This is a genomic window from Phaeobacter sp. JH20_34 (assembly GCF_048056095.1).
Taxonomy (GTDB): Bacteria; Pseudomonadota; Alphaproteobacteria; order Rhodobacterales; family Rhodobacteraceae; genus Phaeobacter; species Phaeobacter bryozoorum.
In genome coordinates this window covers 254,458-272,355 of record NZ_JAYMWT010000007.1, presented here as the reverse complement: position 1 = coordinate 272,355, position 17,898 = coordinate 254,458, and the positions used below count along the sequence as shown (strand labels likewise).

The window sequence follows — 17,898 nt, the reverse complement described above, 5'->3', positions numbered from 1 at the left end:
GGTTTCCGGCGCGCGTTGACCGCAGCCCGCGGTTAGCCGCCCATATCGCCGGTCACATAGATCTCCAGCGCCGCGATGGCGGCCTCGGTATTGCGGGCCAGCACAGCCTCGACCAGCGCCTGCTGCTGCCGAGCGCGGGTGGCGAAATCGAGCCGCCCCTCGCGCAGTTGCGCCAGTCGGAACCGGCGGGACTGATCGTAGAATTTCAGCTGCATATCCGACAGCCGGGGCGATTGCGCGGCCTCCACCAGCACCGCGGCAAAGTTTCGGCAGGCCATGTCCCAATCCAGCGCCAGCGCGTCATTGGCCTCCTCAACCAGCGCTTCCTCGGTGCGGCGCAGCGCGTGATGCGCCGCCAGAACCCGGCCCTCCCACTGGACGTTGCCGCGCTCCAGCCCCATCCTCAGGCCCAGCCGTTCCACCTCCAGTCGCATGAACAGAATGTCCCGCAGATCATCCTCGGTCGCCGAGGTGACGCGAAAACCGCGCTGGGCGGTGGCCTCCACCAGCCCCTCGGCACTGAGCATCCGCAGGGTCTCGCGCATCGAATGGTTGGAGCCGCCATAGCTCTGGCGCAGCGCTTCGATCTTCAGCTTCTGGTCCGGGCGCAGCACGCCAAAGGAAATATCCCGCCGCAGCGCTGCCGCCAGCACGGCGACAACCGTATCTTCCTCCGAGCGGGGGCGCCGACCAAACATGCTTTGATCCCTATTTTGGAAAATCTCCAATATTTTTGCCGGGTGATTGCGGGTCTGTCAATCCTTCTGCCCGCCGCGTGGCTGCCCGCCGCCAGCCTGCCGACCGCCAGACACCTGCCCTGAGCCCGCCGTGCAGACCCGCGTTGACGCCCCGGCGCAGCTCTGTCACTTCTGCACGTCACTCACCTGTGAAGCCCACCACCAGAGGACCCATTCCGCATGACCAGCCTGCGCCTGCTGCACACCTCCGATCTGCACCTGGGCAAACGCTTTGGCCAGTTCGATGAGGAAACCCGCGCCGCGCTGCAACAGGCCCGGCAGGGGATCCTGCCCCGGCTGGCGCAGACGGCGGCAGAGCAGGGCGCGGAACATGTGCTGATTGCGGGGGATCTCTTTGACACCGAAACCCCCTCGGCGCGGGTGATCCGGCAGGCGCTGGCCGCAATGGCCGCCGCCGAGCCGGTGCAGTGGTGGATCATCCCCGGCAATCACGACAGCGGCGCGGCCGAGCCGCTCTGGGCGGAGATGGCGCGCCATGCGCCGGACAATGTCCATCTGCTGATGCAGCCCGACCCGGTCGAGATGGCTCCCGGTGCCACGCTGTTGCCCGCCCCCTGTCAGCATCGTTTTGCCGGTCAGGATCGCACTATTTGGATGGAGAGCGCCGAGACGCCCGAGGGCTACCTGCGCATCGGGCTGGCCCATGGCGCAGTGCTCGATTTCGACCGCGACCAGAACGGTGCCGAGACCATCGCCACCACCCGCGCCAGCAGCGCGCGGCTGGATTATCTGGCGCTTGGCGACTGGCATGGCGATTTTACCCTCAATGCCCATAGCCGCTATCCCGGCACGCCGGAACGGGACCGCTTCAAACATCCGGGCCGCGGCAGCTGCCTGCTGGTGGATCTGCCGGGGCCGGGTCAGCCACCACAGCTGCGCCAGATCGAGATCGGCCAGTACCACTGGCAGGAGCTGGCGCTGGATCTGGCTCCGGGGCAGGATATCACCGCCCTGATCAGGGCCGCGCTGCCCGCCGATCCGCCGGACTGGCCCGACTGTCTGATCCGCCTGCGCGCGCGGGGCTGGGTCACCGCCGATCAGCATATGCAGCTGCGGCGTTTCGTGGCCGAGCAGGCCCCGGCCTTCTGCCATCTCAGCCTCGACGAGGAGGCGCTGCGGATCGAACACCGGGCCGAGGATCTGGACCAGATCGCCACCGCCGGCGCACTGCGGGTCGCCGCCGAAACCCTGATGGCGGAAAGCCGGAACAGCGCGCTGGCGCAGGACGACCGCGACGTGGCCGCAGCGGCGCTGAACCGGCTTTATGCGGCGGTGCAGGAGGGCGCGGAATGAAGCTGACGGCCGTTCGCCTGACCAATGTGCGCCGCTTTGTCGATCCGGTTGAAATCACCGGCATCGGCCCCGGTCTCAACCTGCTGAGCGCGCCTAATGAGCAGGGTAAATCCACCATCTTCGACGCGCTTCAGGCGCTGTTTTTCAAGGACGCGAAATCCTGGGACAAGGACGTGCGCGCGCTGGCCCCCTATGCCGGCGGCGACCCGGAGGTGGAGGTCGAGCTGACCCATCAGGGCAGCCACTACCGCATCGCCAAGACCTTTACCAAAGCCTCCGGCAAGGGCACCGCGCGGATCTGGCGGGAGGGCGCGCTGCTGCATCAGGCCGATGCCGCCGAGGCCTGGCTGCGCGACCTCATTGCACCGCCAAAGGACGGCCCGGTGGGGATGCTCTGGCTGCGACAGGGGCTGACCGATTTTGCCGATGCCAAGGACACGCTGGAGGCGCGGCGCGATCTGATGTCTTCGCTCAGCGGCGAGGTCGAGGCGGTGACCGGCGGTCAGCAGATGGAGAGCCTGCGCCGCCGCCTGCGCGCCGATCTGGACCGGCTGGTGACCAGTCGCGGTGCCCGCAAGGGCGGCCCGCTGGCCGAGGCCGAGGCCCGCGTGGCGGCGCTGGCTGAACAGCGCGACACTCTGGCAGGGCAGGTCGCCGATCTGCGCCAGCTGCTGGACCAGCGCCAGCTGCTGCGCCGTGAACAGGCCGATCTCTCCGCACCACAGGAAACCGCAGCCCGCCAGTCCCGGCTGAAAGCTGCCGAAGCCGCGCTGGTTGCCGCCAAGCGGCACCGAGAGCAATGCGAACAGGCTCGCCGCGCGCTTGATCTGGCGCTGTCGCGCCGCGACGGGCAGGCGGCGCGGATCGAAACCCAGACGGCGCGCCTCGCGGATCATGCCCGCGCCAGCAAGGCGCTTGCGCAGGCAACGGAGCGGCGGGAGGACGCCGCCCGCACCGCCGAACAGGCCGCCGCACAGTTGAAATCCGCCGAACTCGCCGCCGCCAAGGCGCGCGATGCCGTTGCCGCGATCCGCAAATCCATCGCCGCCGCCCTGCGCGCCGAGGCTGCGCAGCAGGCTCAATTGCGCCGTGCCGAGCTGACCGAGCGTCTGGCCCAGTTCGATGCGCTAGAGGCAGATCTGGTGGGTGATCGCCAGCTGGCCAAGGAGGCTGTCACAGCCGCGGCGATGGCCCGGCTGGAAGATCTGGCACAGTCGGTTGCTCTGGCCCGCCACGCCCGCGCCGCCTCCGCTGCCGCACTCAGCGTTGCCTATCTGCCCGGCGCCGAGGCGCGGCTGAGCCTTGACGGTGAACCGCTGCACGAGGGGGCAGAGGTGGCCCTGCCCGATGGCGGCAGGCTGGAGATCCCGGGCCTTGCCACCGTGACCCTGCATCCCGCGCGCGGCAGCGATAGCGGCGCATTGTCCGAGGCCGAAACCGCCCTGGCGCGGGCTCTGGCCGTTCAGGGTTTTGAAACGCTGGAACAGGCCCGCAGGGCGCATCATGCCCGCAATGCCGCAACGGCCCGCCTGAAAGAGGGCGAGGCCACCCAGCGGGCGCTCGCGCCGGAGGGGCGCGAAGCGTTGGTCGCGGCGATCGCAGCCTTGCCGGTTGGGTCGGATGGGCAGGCCGATGCGGAGGGCGAGGCCGAGCCGGACCGGGCCGACCTGGACGCGGCGCAGGCCGGGGCCGAGGCTGGCGAACTGGCCGCAGATGCCACACTTGCACAGCGCCGCACCGAGGAGGCCGCCGCTCAGAAAGAGGCCCATGGCGCGCTGGCCCATGCCGAGGCTGCCGAGGCCGAGCTGGCCCGCGCCACCGTGGCGCTGGGAGATGCCGAGGCGGCCACGGCAGAGCTGGCAACCCTCCGCTCCGGGCTGCCCGCGCTGGAGCAGGCCGTGGCCGAGGCCCGCGCCGAAGAGGCCCGCCTGACCGCCGAGGCCCCGGATCTGGAACAGGCTCAGGCGGCCTGCCAGCGTGCCCGTTCGGTGGTCGAGACGGCGCAGGCTCGCCTGCAGGCGCTGGCGCGCGATCTGGCGGTTCTGGACGCGCGTGTCAGCGCCCATGCCAGCCACGCGGTGGAGGAAGAACTGGCCGAGGTCACCGATCAGCTGGCGGTTGCCGAAACCACGCTGGCGGCGCTGCATTTCGAAGTGGCCACCCTGCGCCGTCTGGATCAGGCGCTGGAAGCCGCGCAGGCAGGCGCGCAGGCGCAATATCTGGGGCCGTTGATGGCCGAGCTGACGCCGCTGCTGCGTAGGCTCTGGCCGGAGGCACAGGTGCAGGTTGATGCCGACAGCGTGCTGCCCAGCCAGCTGGCGCGCGGCGCCGCAGAGGAGCAGCTGACCCAGCTCTCCGGTGGCACACAGGAACAATTGGCGCTGATGGTGCGGCTGGCCTTTGCCCGGCTCCTGGCGAAATCCGGGCGCGGCATCCCGGTCATTCTGGATGATGCGCTGGCCTATACCGACGATGCCCGCATCGAGGCGCTGTTTGACGCGCTGACACTACAGGCCAATGATCTGCAAATTCTGGTGTTTTCCTGCCGTCAGAAGAGCTTTCGCGAACTGGGCGGCACCAGCCTTGCGATCCGCCCCGCCGCCCGCCGCGACTGACGGGCTGATGGCTCAGTCGCGCAGCTCATCCGGGGCCACCCCCCAGAGCTTTTCCTTGGGCGCCCAGCCGCGATAGCCACCGGCAGAGATTGAACACCAGCTGATGTCGCATTTGCCCAGCCGCGCCACCACACCCAGCTCAAAGGCGGCGGTCACAGGGGCGTTGGGGTCCGGGCGGGCATGGACCGTCAGCATGTCCTCTTCGATCAGCACGGTGCGTGACCCTGACAGCAGCGCATAATGAACCCAGCCGCCGGCCCCGTCGCGATCACGCACGCGGCGCCAGTGCCCGTATTCGGCGGTGATCTCCAGCGGCATCCCGCGCCGCTTGAACACCCAGTCGATCTTATGCGTCAGCGACGGACCCCGGCGCACATTGCCCTCGGCAGCCTTCATCGACACGAACCGGGGCAGGGGCAGGTTGGTCACCGGCCCGCGTTCGTCACGGGCATGGCCGGGGGCAGGGGCCACCGCACCGGTCACGCCAATCAGGATCATGCCGACCACGGCCAGCCGGGACCGCAGATATGATGCCGAAATTTTCACTGCCTGCTCGCTTCTTATTGTCGCTGCCTGTTACCTGCCTGACCAATCCAAAAGCGCTGCGTTTTTTTGCCGACCTGCCCCTGATCTGATGTCCGGGTGCCGATCATCGGGAAAAAGAAAGCCGCGTCAGAGAGGCCGGAGGGCGGGATGGGTTCTTGTGCCTGCCCGCGTCCTGCGCCACGATGCCATGAGGCCAGAGAGATTGCAAAGCCGAGGGAGAGCAGCAGTGGCAAGAGAACGTCTGAGTGTTGTCGTTACGCGACGGTTGCCGGAGCCGGTCGAAACCCGGTTGAGCGAATTGTTCGATGTGCGTCTGCGCGAGGACGACACGCCGATGACCCGCGCCGAGCTGGCCACCGCGATGAAGGACGCCGATGTGCTGGTTCCAACCGTGACCGACACCATAGATGCCGCCTTGCTGGCGCAGGCCGGTGAGCGTCTGAAACTGATCGCTAACTATGGCGCGGGGGTCGATCACATTGATGTGGCCACTGCGCGCCAGCGGGGAGTACTGGTGTCCAACACGCCCGGCGTGCTGACCGATGATACCGCCGATATGGCAATGGCGCTGATCATGGCGGTGACCCGCCGAATCCCCGAAGGGCTTGCGATCATGCAGAAAGGCGACTGGCAGGGCTGGTCGCCCACCGCCCTGCTCGGCGGGCGGCTGGCCGGGCGGCGTCTGGGCATTCTGGGCATGGGCAGCATCGGGCAGGCGGTGGCCAAACGGGCCGCGGCCTTTGGTATGCAGGTCCATTACCACAACCGCCGACGCCTGCGCCCGGAGATCGAAGAGCGCTTTGAAGCCACCTATTGGGAGAGCCTCGATCAGATGGTGGCCCGCATGGACGTGCTGTCGATCAACTGCCCCTCGACGCCCTCGACCTTTCATCTGATGAACGCACGGCGGCTGAAACTGATGAAGCCCGATGCGGTGATCGTGAACACCTCGCGCGGGGAAGTGATCGACGAACACGCGCTGACCCGTATGTTGCGCTCCGGTGAAATCGCCGGCGCCGGTCTCGACGTCTATGAACATGGCACTGACATCAACCCGCGATTGCGCGAGTTGGAAAACGTCGTGCTGCTGCCGCATATGGGCTCCGCCACGCTTGAGGGACGTCTGGAGATGGGCGAGAAAGTTCTGCTGAATATCAAGACATTCGAGGACGGCCACCGACCACCAGATCAGGTTGTCCCCTCCATGCTGTAGGGGTCTTATGAAGGAAATATGCCCACCTTTAACGATCTGGGTGGATTAACTTCCTTAATGAGGTTCAATTATTAGAATAGTGTTCCGGTTTGTATTTTAGATTCGGAATATTATCCCTATGTCAATATGTCGCGGACGCACAGGCATCTGTGCGCCGATGGCGGTATCTCAGCATTGCCGGGTTGCTCTGTGAAATGCCAGCATGCGCAGAAGATCACCACAGACGAGAGGAGAGGGACGATGAAACGAACACTGATTGCAGGGGTTTGGATCACGACGTTGGGCGCTGCCCTGCCGCTTATGGCGCTGGAAGCGGCGGATGCCGTGGCGCCAGAGGGCGCGGCAGAAACCGCCGATGCCGGCTTTGCGGCCATCAGCGCCGATGTCGCCGCCGCCCTTGAGGCCAAATCCGCAGGCACCCCGGTCGAGTCCGAGAACTGGATGATTGCCGCTGCCAACCCCCATGCGGTGGCTGCCGGTGCCGAGGTGCTGCGCGCAGGCGGCACCGCTGCCGATGCCATGGTTGCGGTGCAGACCGTGCTGGGGCTGGTTGAGCCGCAATCCTCCGGTCTGGGCGGTGGCGCGTTCCTGGTCTGGTATGATGCGGCCAGCGGCGAGGTCACGACATTGGACGGGCGCGAAACCGCGCCACTGGCAGCGACGCCGACCCTGTTTCAGGACGACGCGGGCGAGCCGCTGAAATTCTACGATGCCGTGGTCGGGGGCCGGTCCGTGGGCACACCGGGCACGCCTGCCTTGCTGGAGGCGGCGCATCGTCGCTGGGGCCGTGCCGCCTGGCCGGGCCTGTTCACCGCCGCGATTGATCTGGCCGAAGAGGGCTTTGCCGTCTCCCCCCGGTTGGCCGGCCTGATCGAAAATGACGCCGACCGGCTGTCGCGCTGGTCGGATACCGCCGATTACTTCCTGCCCGGCGGCACGCCGCTGGCGGTGGGCAGCACGCTGAAGAACCCGGCCTATGCCGATACCCTGCGCCGCCTCGCGGATGAGGGCGCGCGCGGTTTCTACACCGGCCCGGTGGCCGAGGCGATCACCAATGCGGTGCGCAACGCCGAGGGCAACCCCGGCGTGCTGTCGGCGATGGATCTGGCACTCTATCAGGTAAAGGAGCGCCCCGCCGTCTGCGTCACCTACCGCGCGTTCGAAGCCTGCGGCATGGGGCCGCCGTCATCCGGGGCGCTGACCGTCGGGCAGATCCTCGGCATGTTGGGCAACTATGATCTGGCGGAACTGGGCGCCGATAACCCGCAGTCCTGGCGCCTGATCGGCGATGCCTCGCGCCTCGCCTTTGCCGACCGCGGCCGCTACATGGCCGACAGCGATTACGTGCCAGTGCCCACGCAGGGTCTGGTGGCGCCGGATTACCTCGCGACCCGCGCAACCCTGCTTGAGGGCGATGCCGCCCTGCCGGCGGTGAACGCAGGCGCGCCGGAGTTCGATCACGCGCTGCTGCTGGCCGATGATGAGTCGATTGAGCTGCCCTCGACCTCCCATATCTCCATCGTCGACCAGTATGGCAATGTTCTGTCGATGACCACGACCATTGAAAACGGCTTTGGCTCGCGGCTGATGGCGGCTGGGTTCCTGCTGAATAACGAGCTCACCGATTTCTCCTTCCGCACCCACAGCGACGGCGTGCCGATTGCCAACCGGCTGGAACCGGGCAAGCGCCCACGCTCCTCGATGGCGCCCACCATCGTGCTGAAGGACGGCAAGCCCGCTCTGGCCATCGGCTCCCCCGGCGGCAGCCGCATCATCGGCTATGTCGCCAAGACCATCGTCGCCTGGGCGGATTGGGGCATGGATGTGCAGCAGGCCGTGGCACTGCCCCATGCGGTGAACCGCTTTGGCACCTATGATGTCGAGGCCGGCACCAGCGCCGAGGAGATGGCCCAGCCGCTGATGGATATGGGGTTTGAGGTCAACGCCCGCGATCTGACCTCCGGCCTGCATGCCATCGAGATCGGTGACGGGCTGAAAGGCGGCGCAGATCCGCGCCGCGAAGGCATCGCGCTGGGGGGCTGATCGGCTCTCCGGGCCTCAGCTCAGGGCCGCACACTGCGCGCCCGCTCCGGACACCGGGGCGGGCGTTGTCTTTTGCGGATAATCCCGCACCTACCCTGTTCTGGGTATTGTCCGGGCCCGCGCGCCGACCTTAGGTTGACAGGTGACAGGTCCGGGCGTCAGCCCCGGCCGCTGAACGGGGGGAGACTGAACCATGGTGCAAGCGACAAGACTGCCGCGCAACGACGCCGGGATTGCCGCCGTCATTGACGCGTTGAAGGCGCGCTTTGGCACACAGCTACAGACCGGGCAGGCGATCCGCGAACAGCACGGCCACACCACCACCTGGATCAGCAATCAGGCGCCGGATGCGGTCGTCTTTCCCACCTCCACCGCCGAGGTGGCCGAGATCGTAAAGATCTGCGCGGACCACGGCGTGCCGGTCATCCCCTATGGCACCGGCACCTCGCTTGAGGGGCACGTAAACGCCCCCGCCGGGGGCATCTGCATCGACATGATGCGGATGGATCAGATCCTTGCCGTCCATGCCGAGGATCTGGATGTGGTGGTGCAGCCCGGCGTCACCCGCGAACAGCTCAACACCTATCTGCGCGATCAGGGCCTGTTCTTCCCCATTGATCCCGGCGCCAATGCCTCGCTCGGCGGTATGGCCGCAACGCGCGCCTCGGGCACCAACGCAGTGCGCTATGGCACCATGAAGGACAATGTGCTGGCGCTTGAGGCGGTGATGGCCGACGGCGGGGTGATCCGCACCGCTCAGCGCGCCAGGAAATCCTCGGCCGGCTATGACATGACACGGCTTCTGGTTGGCTCCGAAGGCACTTTGGGTCTGATCACCGAACTCACCCTGCGTCTGCAGGGCATCCCGGAGGTGATCCGCTCGGCCCGCTGCGCCTTTCGCAGCGTCGATGATGCCTGTCGTGCGGTGATGATGACCATCCAATACGGCATTCCCGTCGCCCGCATCGAACTGCTGGATGCGCTCAGCGTGCAGGCGGCCAATGCCTATTCCGGTCTCGACCTGCCGGAAATGCCGCTGCTGTTGCTGGAATTCCACGGCTCCGAGGCCGGTGTGGTTGAGCAGAGCGACATGTTTGCCACCATCGCCGAGGAGTACGGCGGCTTTGACATCGCGGCCACCTCAACGGCGGAGGACCGCAGCAAGCTCTGGCAGGCGCGCCACGATATGTACTGGGCCTGCCTGCAGCTGCGCCCCGGTGCCAAGGGGATCTCCACCGATGTCTGCGTGCCAATCTCGAAACTGGCGGAATGTGTCAGCGCCGCGCGCTCAAAGGCCGAGGAGATGGGGCTTCTGGCACCGATGGTGGGCCATGTCGGCGACGGCAATTTCCACGCGCTGTTGCTGATCGACATGGACAGCGCAGAAGAACGCGAAAAAGCCGATGCCTATGTGGGCTGGCTCAATGAGCTGGCGATCTCGATGGAGGGCACCTGCACCGGCGAACATGGCATCGGACAGGGCAAACGCCCCTATCTGACGCAGGAACTGGGCGAGACCACCCGCTATATGGCTGCGATCAAGGCGGCGCTGGACCCGGAAAATATCCTCAATCCCGGCAAGATACTGGAGATCTGAGGACCGCCCGCCGCCGCCACCGCGCCGGGCTGGCGGCGGAATTTGAGTATTTGGAGAAAGGTGACGGGATGGACCTCGCTCTGTCACCTTTGCTGAAATACTCACGGCGCTGCCCTCGCAGGGGCAGAAGTTGGCCCGTTGCGAAGCCGCCGCACGGTCGGCTTACCTTTGCTCAATGGCGCAATGGCAGGATCTGAGCTGATCGCGATCACCGCCGGGCCTGACACCCCCGGCACCATGGAACAGGGCCCATTGGCATGGGCACGCACAGACGATTTTTTGCGTGCGGGGCAGAGCGCTCCGTCCCGCCTCCGCTTCTGGCGGCGCCGCCACTTGTTATTGCTCTTTGTTCTGGCCGGATATCACCACCGACCAAACAGCCGCAGCAGAGAACAAGAAAAGGACACTCCGGCAGGGCAATGCCCCGACCGGACCATATCCATGCGCATCGCGGCCTGTGCAAACCCAAAGAGGCAAATCGCGGCCATGACCGCGAAAACCGACAGGGGGTGGGCAGAAACCTGCATTCAGGGCGATGCTAGGTCGGTTTTGTTATGTTTTGGGTCGGATGGATTTGGCGCGGAATTTGCAGGCGGGGCATAACTCCCTGCAAACGAGTCATCATTTTCCGGAGAGCGGGCCCATGAAAACCCAAGTCAAAGCATTGGTCGTCGGCGGTGGTGCCGTCGGGACATCCATTGCCTATCACCTCGCCAAGGCAGGCTGGGACGATGTCATGCTGATCGAGCGGGATGAGCTGACCTCCGGCTCGACCTGGCACGCAGCCGGCCTGCTGCCGCTGTTCAACATGTCCTATGCGACCACCCACATCCACAAGTACTCGGTCGATTTCTACAAGACCCTGGAAGAGGAAACCGGCCTGAACGCAGGTTTCGCCGTGGTGGGCAACCTGCGCATGGCGCAGACCCAGGAGCGCATGGACGAATACATGCTCTATGCCTCCACCGCAGAGACCTGTGACGTGGCCTATGAGTGGCTGACCCCGGATCAGATCAAGGAGCGCTGGCCGCTGATCGAGACCGGCGACCTGAAAGGCGCGATCTACCACACCGAAGACGGCTACATTAACCCGGCAGACGTGACCCAGGCGATGGCCAAGGGCGCCCGTCAGCGCGGCGTCGAGATCCACCGCAAGCTGCAGGCCGATGCCTTCCACTGGACCGGCACCCACTGGGAAGTCACCTGCACCAAGATGATCGAAAAAGGCGGCAACCTGGTGGAGAGCGACGAGCAGGTCGTGATCACCGCCGAGCATGTCGTGACTGCCTCCGGCAACCACGCACAGCGCACCGCCAAGATGCTGGGCATCAAGATGCCTGCGATCCCGGTCGAGCACACCTTCATCGTCATGGACAAGGACCCCGAGCTGGTCAAATGGCGCGAAGCCGGCAACCCCGAGCACCCGGTGATCCGCGACGCCGACAATGAATCCTACGCCCGCGAAGAGCGCGGCGGCTGGATCCTTGGCATCTATGAGCACGGCGCGCCCGCGCGCTTTGAGCATGGCGTGCCCGACAGCTTCCGCGCCGACCTGTTCCCGCTGGATCTAGACCGGATTGCCGACCAGTATATGGCGATGGCGGAACGCGTGCCCTCCTGCGCCGAAAGCGGCCTGAAGGATGATTTCAACGGCCCGATCTGCTACACCCCCGATGGCAACCCGCTGGTTGGCCCGGCACCGGGCCTGCGCAACATGTGGCTGGCTGAGGGCTTCTCCTTCGGCATCACCGCCGCCGGCGGCACCGGCTACTACCTGGCGCAGATGATGGTGGACGGCGAGGCCGAGATCGACATGGCGTCGCTTGACCCGAAACGCTACTCCTCCAACTGGATGACCACCGAGTTCGCCGCGCGCAAGAACGAAGAGTGCTATGAGCACGTCTACATCCTGCATCACCCGGATGAAGAGCGCCCGGCAGCCCGCCCGCTGCGCACCGCGCCCGCATATGAGCGCCAGAAAGCGCGCGGCGCACAGTTCGGCTGGGTCAACGGCTGGGAACGCCCGAACTACTTCGGCCCGCTGGATGCACCCGACAATTTTGACGAGGAAAGCCGCTCTTTCCGTCGTGGCAAATGGTGGCAGCACGCTGTGGACGAAGCCAAGGCCATCCGCGAAGGCGTTGGTCTGGTGGATGCAACCGCCTTTACCCAGCATGTCGTAAAGGGGCCCGGTGCGACCCAGTTCCTCGACTGGTTCACCTGCAACAAGCTGCCGAAGATCGGCCGCATCAACTTGACCTATGCGCTGACAGCTTTCGGCACCACCCGCACCGAATACACCATCGTGCGCAACGGCGAGAACAACTACTATCTGGTCTCCGCCGGTGCCTGGTCCGAATATGACGCCGACTTCCTGCGCAAGGCGGCCGAGGACAAGATGGAGGAGTTCGGCTACATCGAGATCCAGGACGTGACCACCCAGTGGGGCGTCTTCGCCATCGCAGGCCCGAAATCCCGCGATGTGCTGAAAGAGGTGATCGTCGACGCCGATCCGGAAACCGCACTGTCCAACAAGCGCTTCCCCTGGCTGTCGGCCCGTCAGATCGAACTGGGCATGTGCCCGGTCAATGCGATCCGCGTGGCCTACACCGGTGAGCTGGGCTGGGAGCTGCATCACCCGATCGAGATGCAGAACTACCTGTTCGACCTCTTGGAGAAGGCGGGCGAGAAGCATGGCATGAAGCTGGTCGGCGCGCGCGCCCAGAACTGGCTGCGGCAGGAGAAATCCTACCGCGCCTTCGGCAACGAACTGGGCCGCGACGCGACCCCGCTGGAAGCCGACCTGCCGCGCTTTGTCGATCTGGAGAAGGACTTCCACGGCAAGGACAAGCTGGTTGAGACCGGCGTCCGCGTGAAATGCTGCACCCTGCTGATCGACGGCCCCGCCGATGCCGATCCCTGGGGCCGCGAGGCGCTTTATGCCGAGGACGGCACCCGTGTAGGCCGCCTGACCTCCGGCGGCTATTCGGTGGCCTTCGAGAAATCCATCGGCATGGGCTACGTAAAGCCTGAGCACGCGGTGGAAGGCACCAAGCTGAAGGTGAAGATCCAGGACAAGCTGTGGGATGCGGTTGTCACCTGCGACAGCCCCTATGATCCAAAGAACGAAACCATCCGCATGAATGGCTAAGGTCTGACGGAAGAGATGAGAAAGCCCCGGCCATTGTGCCGGGGCTTTTTTTCATGTGTACCGGACCCAACAGCGCGATCCTGACAGGGCTGACAACCCCCGTCAGATACATCCCTCCATGATCGCCTTGACCACAGTTGGATCGGTGATCCCTTCGGAGCCGATGATCACAACACGTGACGCAGCATCCAGCTTCAGCTCATCACGCAGGTCGTGGTCCAGCGCTCCGCACATCAACCCGATAAGACCGGCAACCGCGCTTTCGCCGGCGTTGATGCCGGGATCGCCACATGCTCCACCTGCGAGCAATCGGACGGCTGGGGCGACCAGGCTTTCGGGAATGGTCATGAAACTATCGACGGACTCGCCCAGAACCTCCCAGGCAATCTGCGAAGGCTCGCCGCAGGACAATCCTGCCATCAGCGTTTCCGAGGTGATCGAAACAGCGGTCGCCGCATTGGCCTTGCCGCTGGCAAACAGACAGGGCGCCAGTTCCGGCTCGACAATGATGCTGCGTGGAGCGGCATTGCCCCATTCCTGATGGAAAACCGCAATCACCGATGCAGCCAGCCCGCCAACGCCGCCCTGAAGGAACACATGGGTTGGCGGTTCAGGCAGGTCTCTCACGATTTCCCGCGCCATCACACCGTAGCCGGCCATGACATCTAGCGGTGGCTGCCTATAACCGGGCCAGGAGGTGTCCGACACAATTTTCCAGCCGTGTTTCTCGGCATCAATACGGGTCTGCGCAACCGTTGCATCATAGTCGCCATCGACGCGAATAACCTCGGCTCCCAGCGCCTGCATCGCTTCGGCGCGAAAGCGGCTCACTTCGGCATGGATGTAAATTCGGCACGCCGCCCCAAACCGCTGCGCGCCCCAGGCCACCGACCGGCCGTGATTGCCATCGGTTGCCGAAATCACGGTGATCTCCGAAATCTGATCTGCGAAACTGCCGCTGTGCAGGTCTTCGACGGTGATGGCCCGGCCCGTGGTCTCTGACAGCTCGCGCTGAAGCACGCGCAGAACAGCATAGGCCCCACCCAAGGCTTTGAAGCTGCCCAGACCGAACCTCGGTCCTTCGTTTTTGTAGTGGATCGCCTGAATGCCCAGCCTGTCCGCAAGGCTGGTCAAATTTGGCATCGGGGTCGGCTGGTAGCCGTCCCAGGTGCTGATTTCGCGGGCAGCCTCGTCAAATCCGCGACGGGGCAGAGCGTCCTGAACCTTCGGCCCCAACCTTGGTTGGGTGGTAAAGACATCTGGTTTGGTGGTTCTGAATATGTCTAGCATCGTACGATCCTTTTTTGCGCCTGCGCAAAAATACGTCGCTTTACATGGGCTATGGCTTCGGAATCATGGACCGCCGTGCAAAAATTTCGCACAGATATGGCATGGGAAAAGAAAATTTATCACAGGGGCTGGATTCCTATGATCTGGCGATCCTGCGGATCCTGCAACAGGACTGCACCAAGCCACAGCGTCAGATCGGCGAGATGGTCAATCTGTCGACGGCATCGGTCCAGCGGCGTATCCGGCGCATGGAGGCGGATGGCGTGATTTCGACCCAAGCCGCCCAGATCGAGCCGAAGACGGTCGGCCTGCCGCTGACCATTCTTGTGGAGGTCGAACTGAGGGCCGAGACAGCGGGCCGGATCGACGATATCAAGCGCAGCTTCCAAGACACTCCGGAAATCCAGCAATGCTACTATGTCACCGGCGAAGTGGATTTCATCCTTGTGGTGATCGTTGGGGACATGTCGGAATATGAAGCGCTGACGCAACGGCTGTTTTTTCCGAATGACAATATTCGGAAGTTCCGCACCTTTGTCACTATGGACCGCACCAAGTCGACGATGCAGCTGAATATCTGACCGGTGCCTGACGTGGCGCAGGGCCGACGCGGTCACCTATGTGCCAGCTCTCACCTCGATTGACGTATCGCCACCAGCGCCAGATTGTTGGCGGGCATCTCGATCACCTGGCGCATCTCCAGCCCGCTGTCTTGCAGCCAGTCCATCACGTCGAAATCATCCTTGTAACCGACCTCCGGGTCATGGGCGGTCAGCTTGGCGTGAAAGCTGCGGTCGCCCTCGCTGGTCAGCTCACCGCCGCGCATGAACGGGCCGTAGATCAGGAAGTGCCCGCCCGCCGCCAGATGGCGCGCGGCCTCGCGGATCAGGGTCTGGGCCTCGGGCGTGCTGATCAGATGCAGCAGATTGCACAGCACGATCAGATCAAAGCGGCCCAGCCCGTCGGGCCAGGGGGCTTCGGTGGCATCGAGCTGGATCGCCGTCGCGATATTGCGACAGCCGCTGTCACCGGTATAGGCATTGATGCTGGTCAGGCGTGCCGGGTTCACATCGCTGGGCTGCCAGTCCAGATGCGCGCAGCGGCCGGCAAAGCCGACCACATGCTGCCCGGTGCCGCTGGCAATTTCCAGCGCGCGGGGGCGAGGGCCATCCGCACCGTCGGGTTGCGGGGCAATCCGGGCCAGAAGATCCGCGATCGGCTCCAGATTGCGCGCCGCCGACGGGGCAAAGAGTTTTGCCCCTGCATCCGGCAGCGTGACGGAGGCCTCTCCGGGCACCGTGCGCACAACCATCAGCGCAGCCTTTCCGGGCTGAGCGCGGCCACGTTCGTGGCGTCGATGTCCGGTGTCTGCCCGGTGACCAGATCGGCAATCAGCCGCCCGGCGGCGGGGGAGCTCTGCACGCCATAGCCGCCCTGACCTGCACACCAGACAAAACTGGCCACCGCCGGATCCGGCCCCAGCACCGGCACGCCATCGGCTACAAAACTGCGCAGGCCAGCCCAGTTGTGCTCAACTCGGGTGACCGGGGTTGTCACCATCTCCTCATAGCGGGCCAGCCCCTCGGCAAGCACCATGTCATCGGCATAGGCATCCTGCGGCGGCACCGGATCGGCGTCAGCGGGCGAGACCAGCAGCTTGCCGGCATCGGGTTTGGCATACCAGCTCTCACCGACGCCCATGATCATTGGCCAGGTGGTGACATCGTGGCCACCGGGCGCGGGCAGCCGCGCCATGGAGCGGCGCTTGGGTTGCAATCCGATGGGCGCGATCCCGGCCATCTGCGCCAGCTCATCCGCCCAGGCCCCGGCCGAATTGATAATCGTTGTGGCGGTGATCACATCGTCACCGCAGCTCACCTGCCAGCCCGCGGTGCTGCGGTCCAGACCGGTGACAGCGGCGCGGGTGCGGATGTCACCCCCATGGGCGCGCAGCTCTCTGGCAAAGCCCTGCAACAACAGGTCCGCATCCAGATCCTGCGCCGCATCATGGCTGGCCGCAAATTTGACCTGCTCGGGATCAAGCACCGGCACCATCTGGCAGGCCGCCGCAACCGAAATCGGCGTCAGATCCAGCTCGGCGCAATCGGTCTCGAAACGCGCGGCCTGATCGGCGCGCCCGACCAGCAGCAGCCCGCGCGGGCTGAGACAGCCATGGGTGCGGTGGTGGGCCTCACTGGCCCGGCTCAGCGCCTGTACCGGCGCGGGGCCGTAATTGGCCTCAAACATCGCCGCAGAGCGCCCGGAGGAGTGATAGCCAAGCGCCTCTTCCCGCTCCAGCACCAGAACACGCCCCCGTGGCGCAAGGGCGGCGGCGGCGCTCAGACCGGCAAGCCCGCCGCCGATGATCAGATAGTCGACCGCTGTCATTGCTGTTCCTCCAGCCGGTCTGTTGCGGGCGCCGGACGCGGTGACAGCGCCGACATGCGGGCGTAGAGGTCCGGCGTCATCTCGATCTCCAGCGCCGCCAGCGACGGGCGCAGCTGTGCGAGTGACCGGGCCGAGATTATGGGGGTCACATTGCGCCCATAGGCGGCGGCCCAGGCCACGGCGAGGCTGGCCGGATCAACCTCCAGTTCGGCGGCAAGATCGGCCAGGGCACGGGCGCTGTCCTGCATCCAGGGCTGACCATAGCGTTCGGCGTAACGCGGATCCTCGTCCAGCCGCCCCCGGCTGTGGCCCGCCTGCTGGGCACGGCTGTATTTGCCCGTCAGCATCCCGCCGCCCAGTGGCGAATAGGGGGCCACATGCAGGCCCTGATCAGCGCACATCGGCAGGATCTCCACCTCGACCTGACGCTTCAGCAGCGAATACATCGGTTGCAGGATGGCGGGCCTCAGGTCGAATTCCTGCCCGATCATGATCGCCTTCATCACCTGCCAGGCGGCAAAGTTCGACAGCCCCAGATAGCGGATCTGCCCGGCGTCGCGCAGCTCGGCGAGACAGGCAAGGGTCTCGCGCAGGTCCGTCTCTTCGTCGTAGCGGTGCAGGTAGAGGATATCGACCATGTCCTGCCCCAGACGCGCGCGCGACTGATCGAGCTGGCGCCGGATATTGTCAGGGCCTGCGCCGCCGGTATAGGCGACCTTGGTGGCGATCAGCAGGCTGTCACGGTCTTCCCGGATCAGCTGGCCCAGCAGCGCCTCGCTACGGCCCTCGGTATAGACCCAGGCGGTGTCGAAATGGGTCACCCCCGCAGCGCGGCAGGCCTGGTACATTTCGGCCGACTGGGCAGCATCGGCGCGGCCGCCAAATTGCATGGTGCCAAAGGCAAGGGGGCTTGCGGGGGTGCCGTCGAGGCTGATCAGTTCGGTGCTCATGCGGCGGAGGGTGGCACGCATCTGCGGCAATCAAAAGCGCAAAATATCGGCGCG

At 65.3% G+C, this 17,898-nt stretch carries 13 protein-coding genes; 7 read left to right on the top strand and 6 right to left on the bottom strand.

Going from position 1 to position 17,898, the window contains the following annotated elements; genetic code table 11:
- Positions 1–32 precede the first annotated feature (32 nt).
- On the bottom strand, positions 33–698 hold the full coding sequence (locus VWZ81_RS09000; protein ID WP_416540915.1) for a GntR family transcriptional regulator: 666 nt from the start codon (positions 696–698) through the stop codon (positions 33–35).
- 219 nt (positions 699–917) lie between these two features.
- On the opposite strand from VWZ81_RS09000, the gene VWZ81_RS08995 reads away from it, so the two are divergent.
- Complete coding sequence (locus VWZ81_RS08995; protein WP_416543004.1) at positions 918–2,051, top strand: metallophosphoesterase family protein; 1,134 nt, start codon at positions 918–920, stop codon at positions 2,049–2,051.
- Complete coding sequence (locus VWZ81_RS08990; RefSeq protein ID WP_416543003.1) at positions 2,048–4,666, top strand: AAA family ATPase; 2,619 nt, start codon at positions 2,048–2,050, stop codon at positions 4,664–4,666. The genes VWZ81_RS08995 and VWZ81_RS08990 overlap by 4 nt, the downstream gene beginning before the upstream one ends.
- Before the next feature lie 12 nt (positions 4,667–4,678).
- Here the strand turns inward: VWZ81_RS08990 and VWZ81_RS08985 are convergent, their stop codons facing one another.
- Positions 4,679–5,164: an SH3 domain-containing protein gene (locus VWZ81_RS08985; RefSeq protein WP_340547537.1), complete on the bottom strand. Its 486-nt coding sequence runs from the start codon at positions 5,162–5,164 to the stop codon at positions 4,679–4,681.
- Between the two features lie 274 nt (positions 5,165–5,438).
- Between VWZ81_RS08985 and VWZ81_RS08980 the strand changes: the two genes are divergently transcribed.
- The 4 genes from VWZ81_RS08980 (at position 5,439) to VWZ81_RS08965 (ending at position 13,216) form a co-directional block, all read left to right on the top strand.
- Entirely contained in the window at positions 5,439–6,425 is a 987-nt protein-coding gene (locus VWZ81_RS08980; protein ID WP_340547475.1) for a 2-hydroxyacid dehydrogenase, read from the top strand.
- 240 nt (positions 6,426–6,665) lie between these two features.
- Positions 6,666–8,468, top strand: coding sequence for a gamma-glutamyltransferase (gene ggt, locus VWZ81_RS08975; protein ID WP_416543002.1), 1,803 nt, complete (start codon positions 6,666–6,668; stop codon positions 8,466–8,468).
- A 193-nt stretch (positions 8,469–8,661) separates the two neighbouring features.
- On the top strand, positions 8,662–10,065 hold the full coding sequence (locus VWZ81_RS08970) for an FAD-binding oxidoreductase (protein WP_416543001.1): 1,404 nt from the start codon (positions 8,662–8,664) through the stop codon (positions 10,063–10,065).
- 643 nt (positions 10,066–10,708) lie between these two features.
- Positions 10,709–13,216, top strand: a complete 2,508-nt coding sequence (locus VWZ81_RS08965; protein ID WP_416543000.1) for a GcvT family protein — start codon at positions 10,709–10,711, stop codon at positions 13,214–13,216.
- 102 nt (positions 13,217–13,318) lie between these two features.
- Here VWZ81_RS08965 and VWZ81_RS08960 read toward each other — a convergent pair whose 3' ends face one another.
- Positions 13,319–14,506, bottom strand: a complete 1,188-nt coding sequence (locus VWZ81_RS08960; RefSeq protein WP_416542999.1) for a diaminopropionate ammonia-lyase — start codon at positions 14,504–14,506, stop codon at positions 13,319–13,321.
- A gap of 101 nt (positions 14,507–14,607) precedes the next feature.
- Between VWZ81_RS08960 and VWZ81_RS08955 the strand changes: the two genes are divergently transcribed.
- Positions 14,608–15,087, top strand: coding sequence for an Lrp/AsnC family transcriptional regulator (locus tag VWZ81_RS08955; protein ID WP_416542998.1), 480 nt, complete (start codon positions 14,608–14,610; stop codon positions 15,085–15,087).
- Positions 15,088–15,137: 50 nt separating this feature from the next.
- On the opposite strand, the gene VWZ81_RS08950 is transcribed toward VWZ81_RS08955, so the two are convergent.
- From VWZ81_RS08950 to VWZ81_RS08940, 3 genes are read right to left on the bottom strand one after another with little or no spacing between them, the layout of a single operon-like run.
- Positions 15,138–15,818, bottom strand: a complete 681-nt coding sequence (locus VWZ81_RS08950; RefSeq protein ID WP_416537548.1) for a DUF938 domain-containing protein — start codon at positions 15,816–15,818, stop codon at positions 15,138–15,140.
- Complete coding sequence (locus VWZ81_RS08945; RefSeq protein WP_416542997.1) at positions 15,818–16,894, bottom strand: NAD(P)/FAD-dependent oxidoreductase; 1,077 nt, start codon at positions 16,892–16,894, stop codon at positions 15,818–15,820. The genes VWZ81_RS08950 and VWZ81_RS08945 overlap by 1 nt, the downstream gene beginning before the upstream one ends.
- On the bottom strand, positions 16,891–17,844 hold the full coding sequence (locus tag VWZ81_RS08940) for an aldo/keto reductase (RefSeq protein WP_416543034.1): 954 nt from the start codon (positions 17,842–17,844) through the stop codon (positions 16,891–16,893). Before VWZ81_RS08940 ends, VWZ81_RS08945 begins: the two co-directional genes overlap by 4 nt.
- Positions 17,845–17,898 lie beyond the last annotated feature (54 nt).

What these genes read in the sequence shown, in the direction of transcription:
- VWZ81_RS09000 (WP_416540915.1), bottom strand. Translation starts at nt 698, where the DNA reads ATGTTTGGTCGGCGCCCCCGCTCGGAGGAAGATACGGTTGTCGCCGTG.
- VWZ81_RS08995 (WP_416543004.1), top strand. Translation starts at nt 918, where the DNA reads ATGACCAGCCTGCGCCTGCTGCACACCTCCGATCTGCACCTGGGCAAA.
- VWZ81_RS08990 (WP_416543003.1), top strand. Translation starts at nt 2,048, where the DNA reads ATGAAGCTGACGGCCGTTCGCCTGACCAATGTGCGCCGCTTTGTCGAT.
- VWZ81_RS08985 (WP_340547537.1), bottom strand. Translation starts at nt 5,164, where the DNA reads ATGATCCTGATTGGCGTGACCGGTGCGGTGGCCCCTGCCCCCGGCCAT.
- ggt (WP_416543002.1), top strand. Translation starts at nt 6,666, where the DNA reads ATGAAACGAACACTGATTGCAGGGGTTTGGATCACGACGTTGGGCGCT.
- VWZ81_RS08970 (WP_416543001.1), top strand. Translation starts at nt 8,662, where the DNA reads ATGGTGCAAGCGACAAGACTGCCGCGCAACGACGCCGGGATTGCCGCC.
- VWZ81_RS08965 (WP_416543000.1), top strand. Translation starts at nt 10,709, where the DNA reads ATGAAAACCCAAGTCAAAGCATTGGTCGTCGGCGGTGGTGCCGTCGGG.
- VWZ81_RS08960 (WP_416542999.1), bottom strand. Translation starts at nt 14,506, where the DNA reads ATGCTAGACATATTCAGAACCACCAAACCAGATGTCTTTACCACCCAA.
- VWZ81_RS08955 (WP_416542998.1), top strand. Translation starts at nt 14,608, where the DNA reads ATGGGAAAAGAAAATTTATCACAGGGGCTGGATTCCTATGATCTGGCG.
- VWZ81_RS08950 (WP_416537548.1), bottom strand. Translation starts at nt 15,818, where the DNA reads ATGGTTGTGCGCACGGTGCCCGGAGAGGCCTCCGTCACGCTGCCGGAT.
- VWZ81_RS08945 (WP_416542997.1), bottom strand. Translation starts at nt 16,894, where the DNA reads ATGACAGCGGTCGACTATCTGATCATCGGCGGCGGGCTTGCCGGTCTG.
- VWZ81_RS08940 (WP_416543034.1), bottom strand. Translation starts at nt 17,844, where the DNA reads ATGAGCACCGAACTGATCAGCCTCGACGGCACCCCCGCAAGCCCCCTT.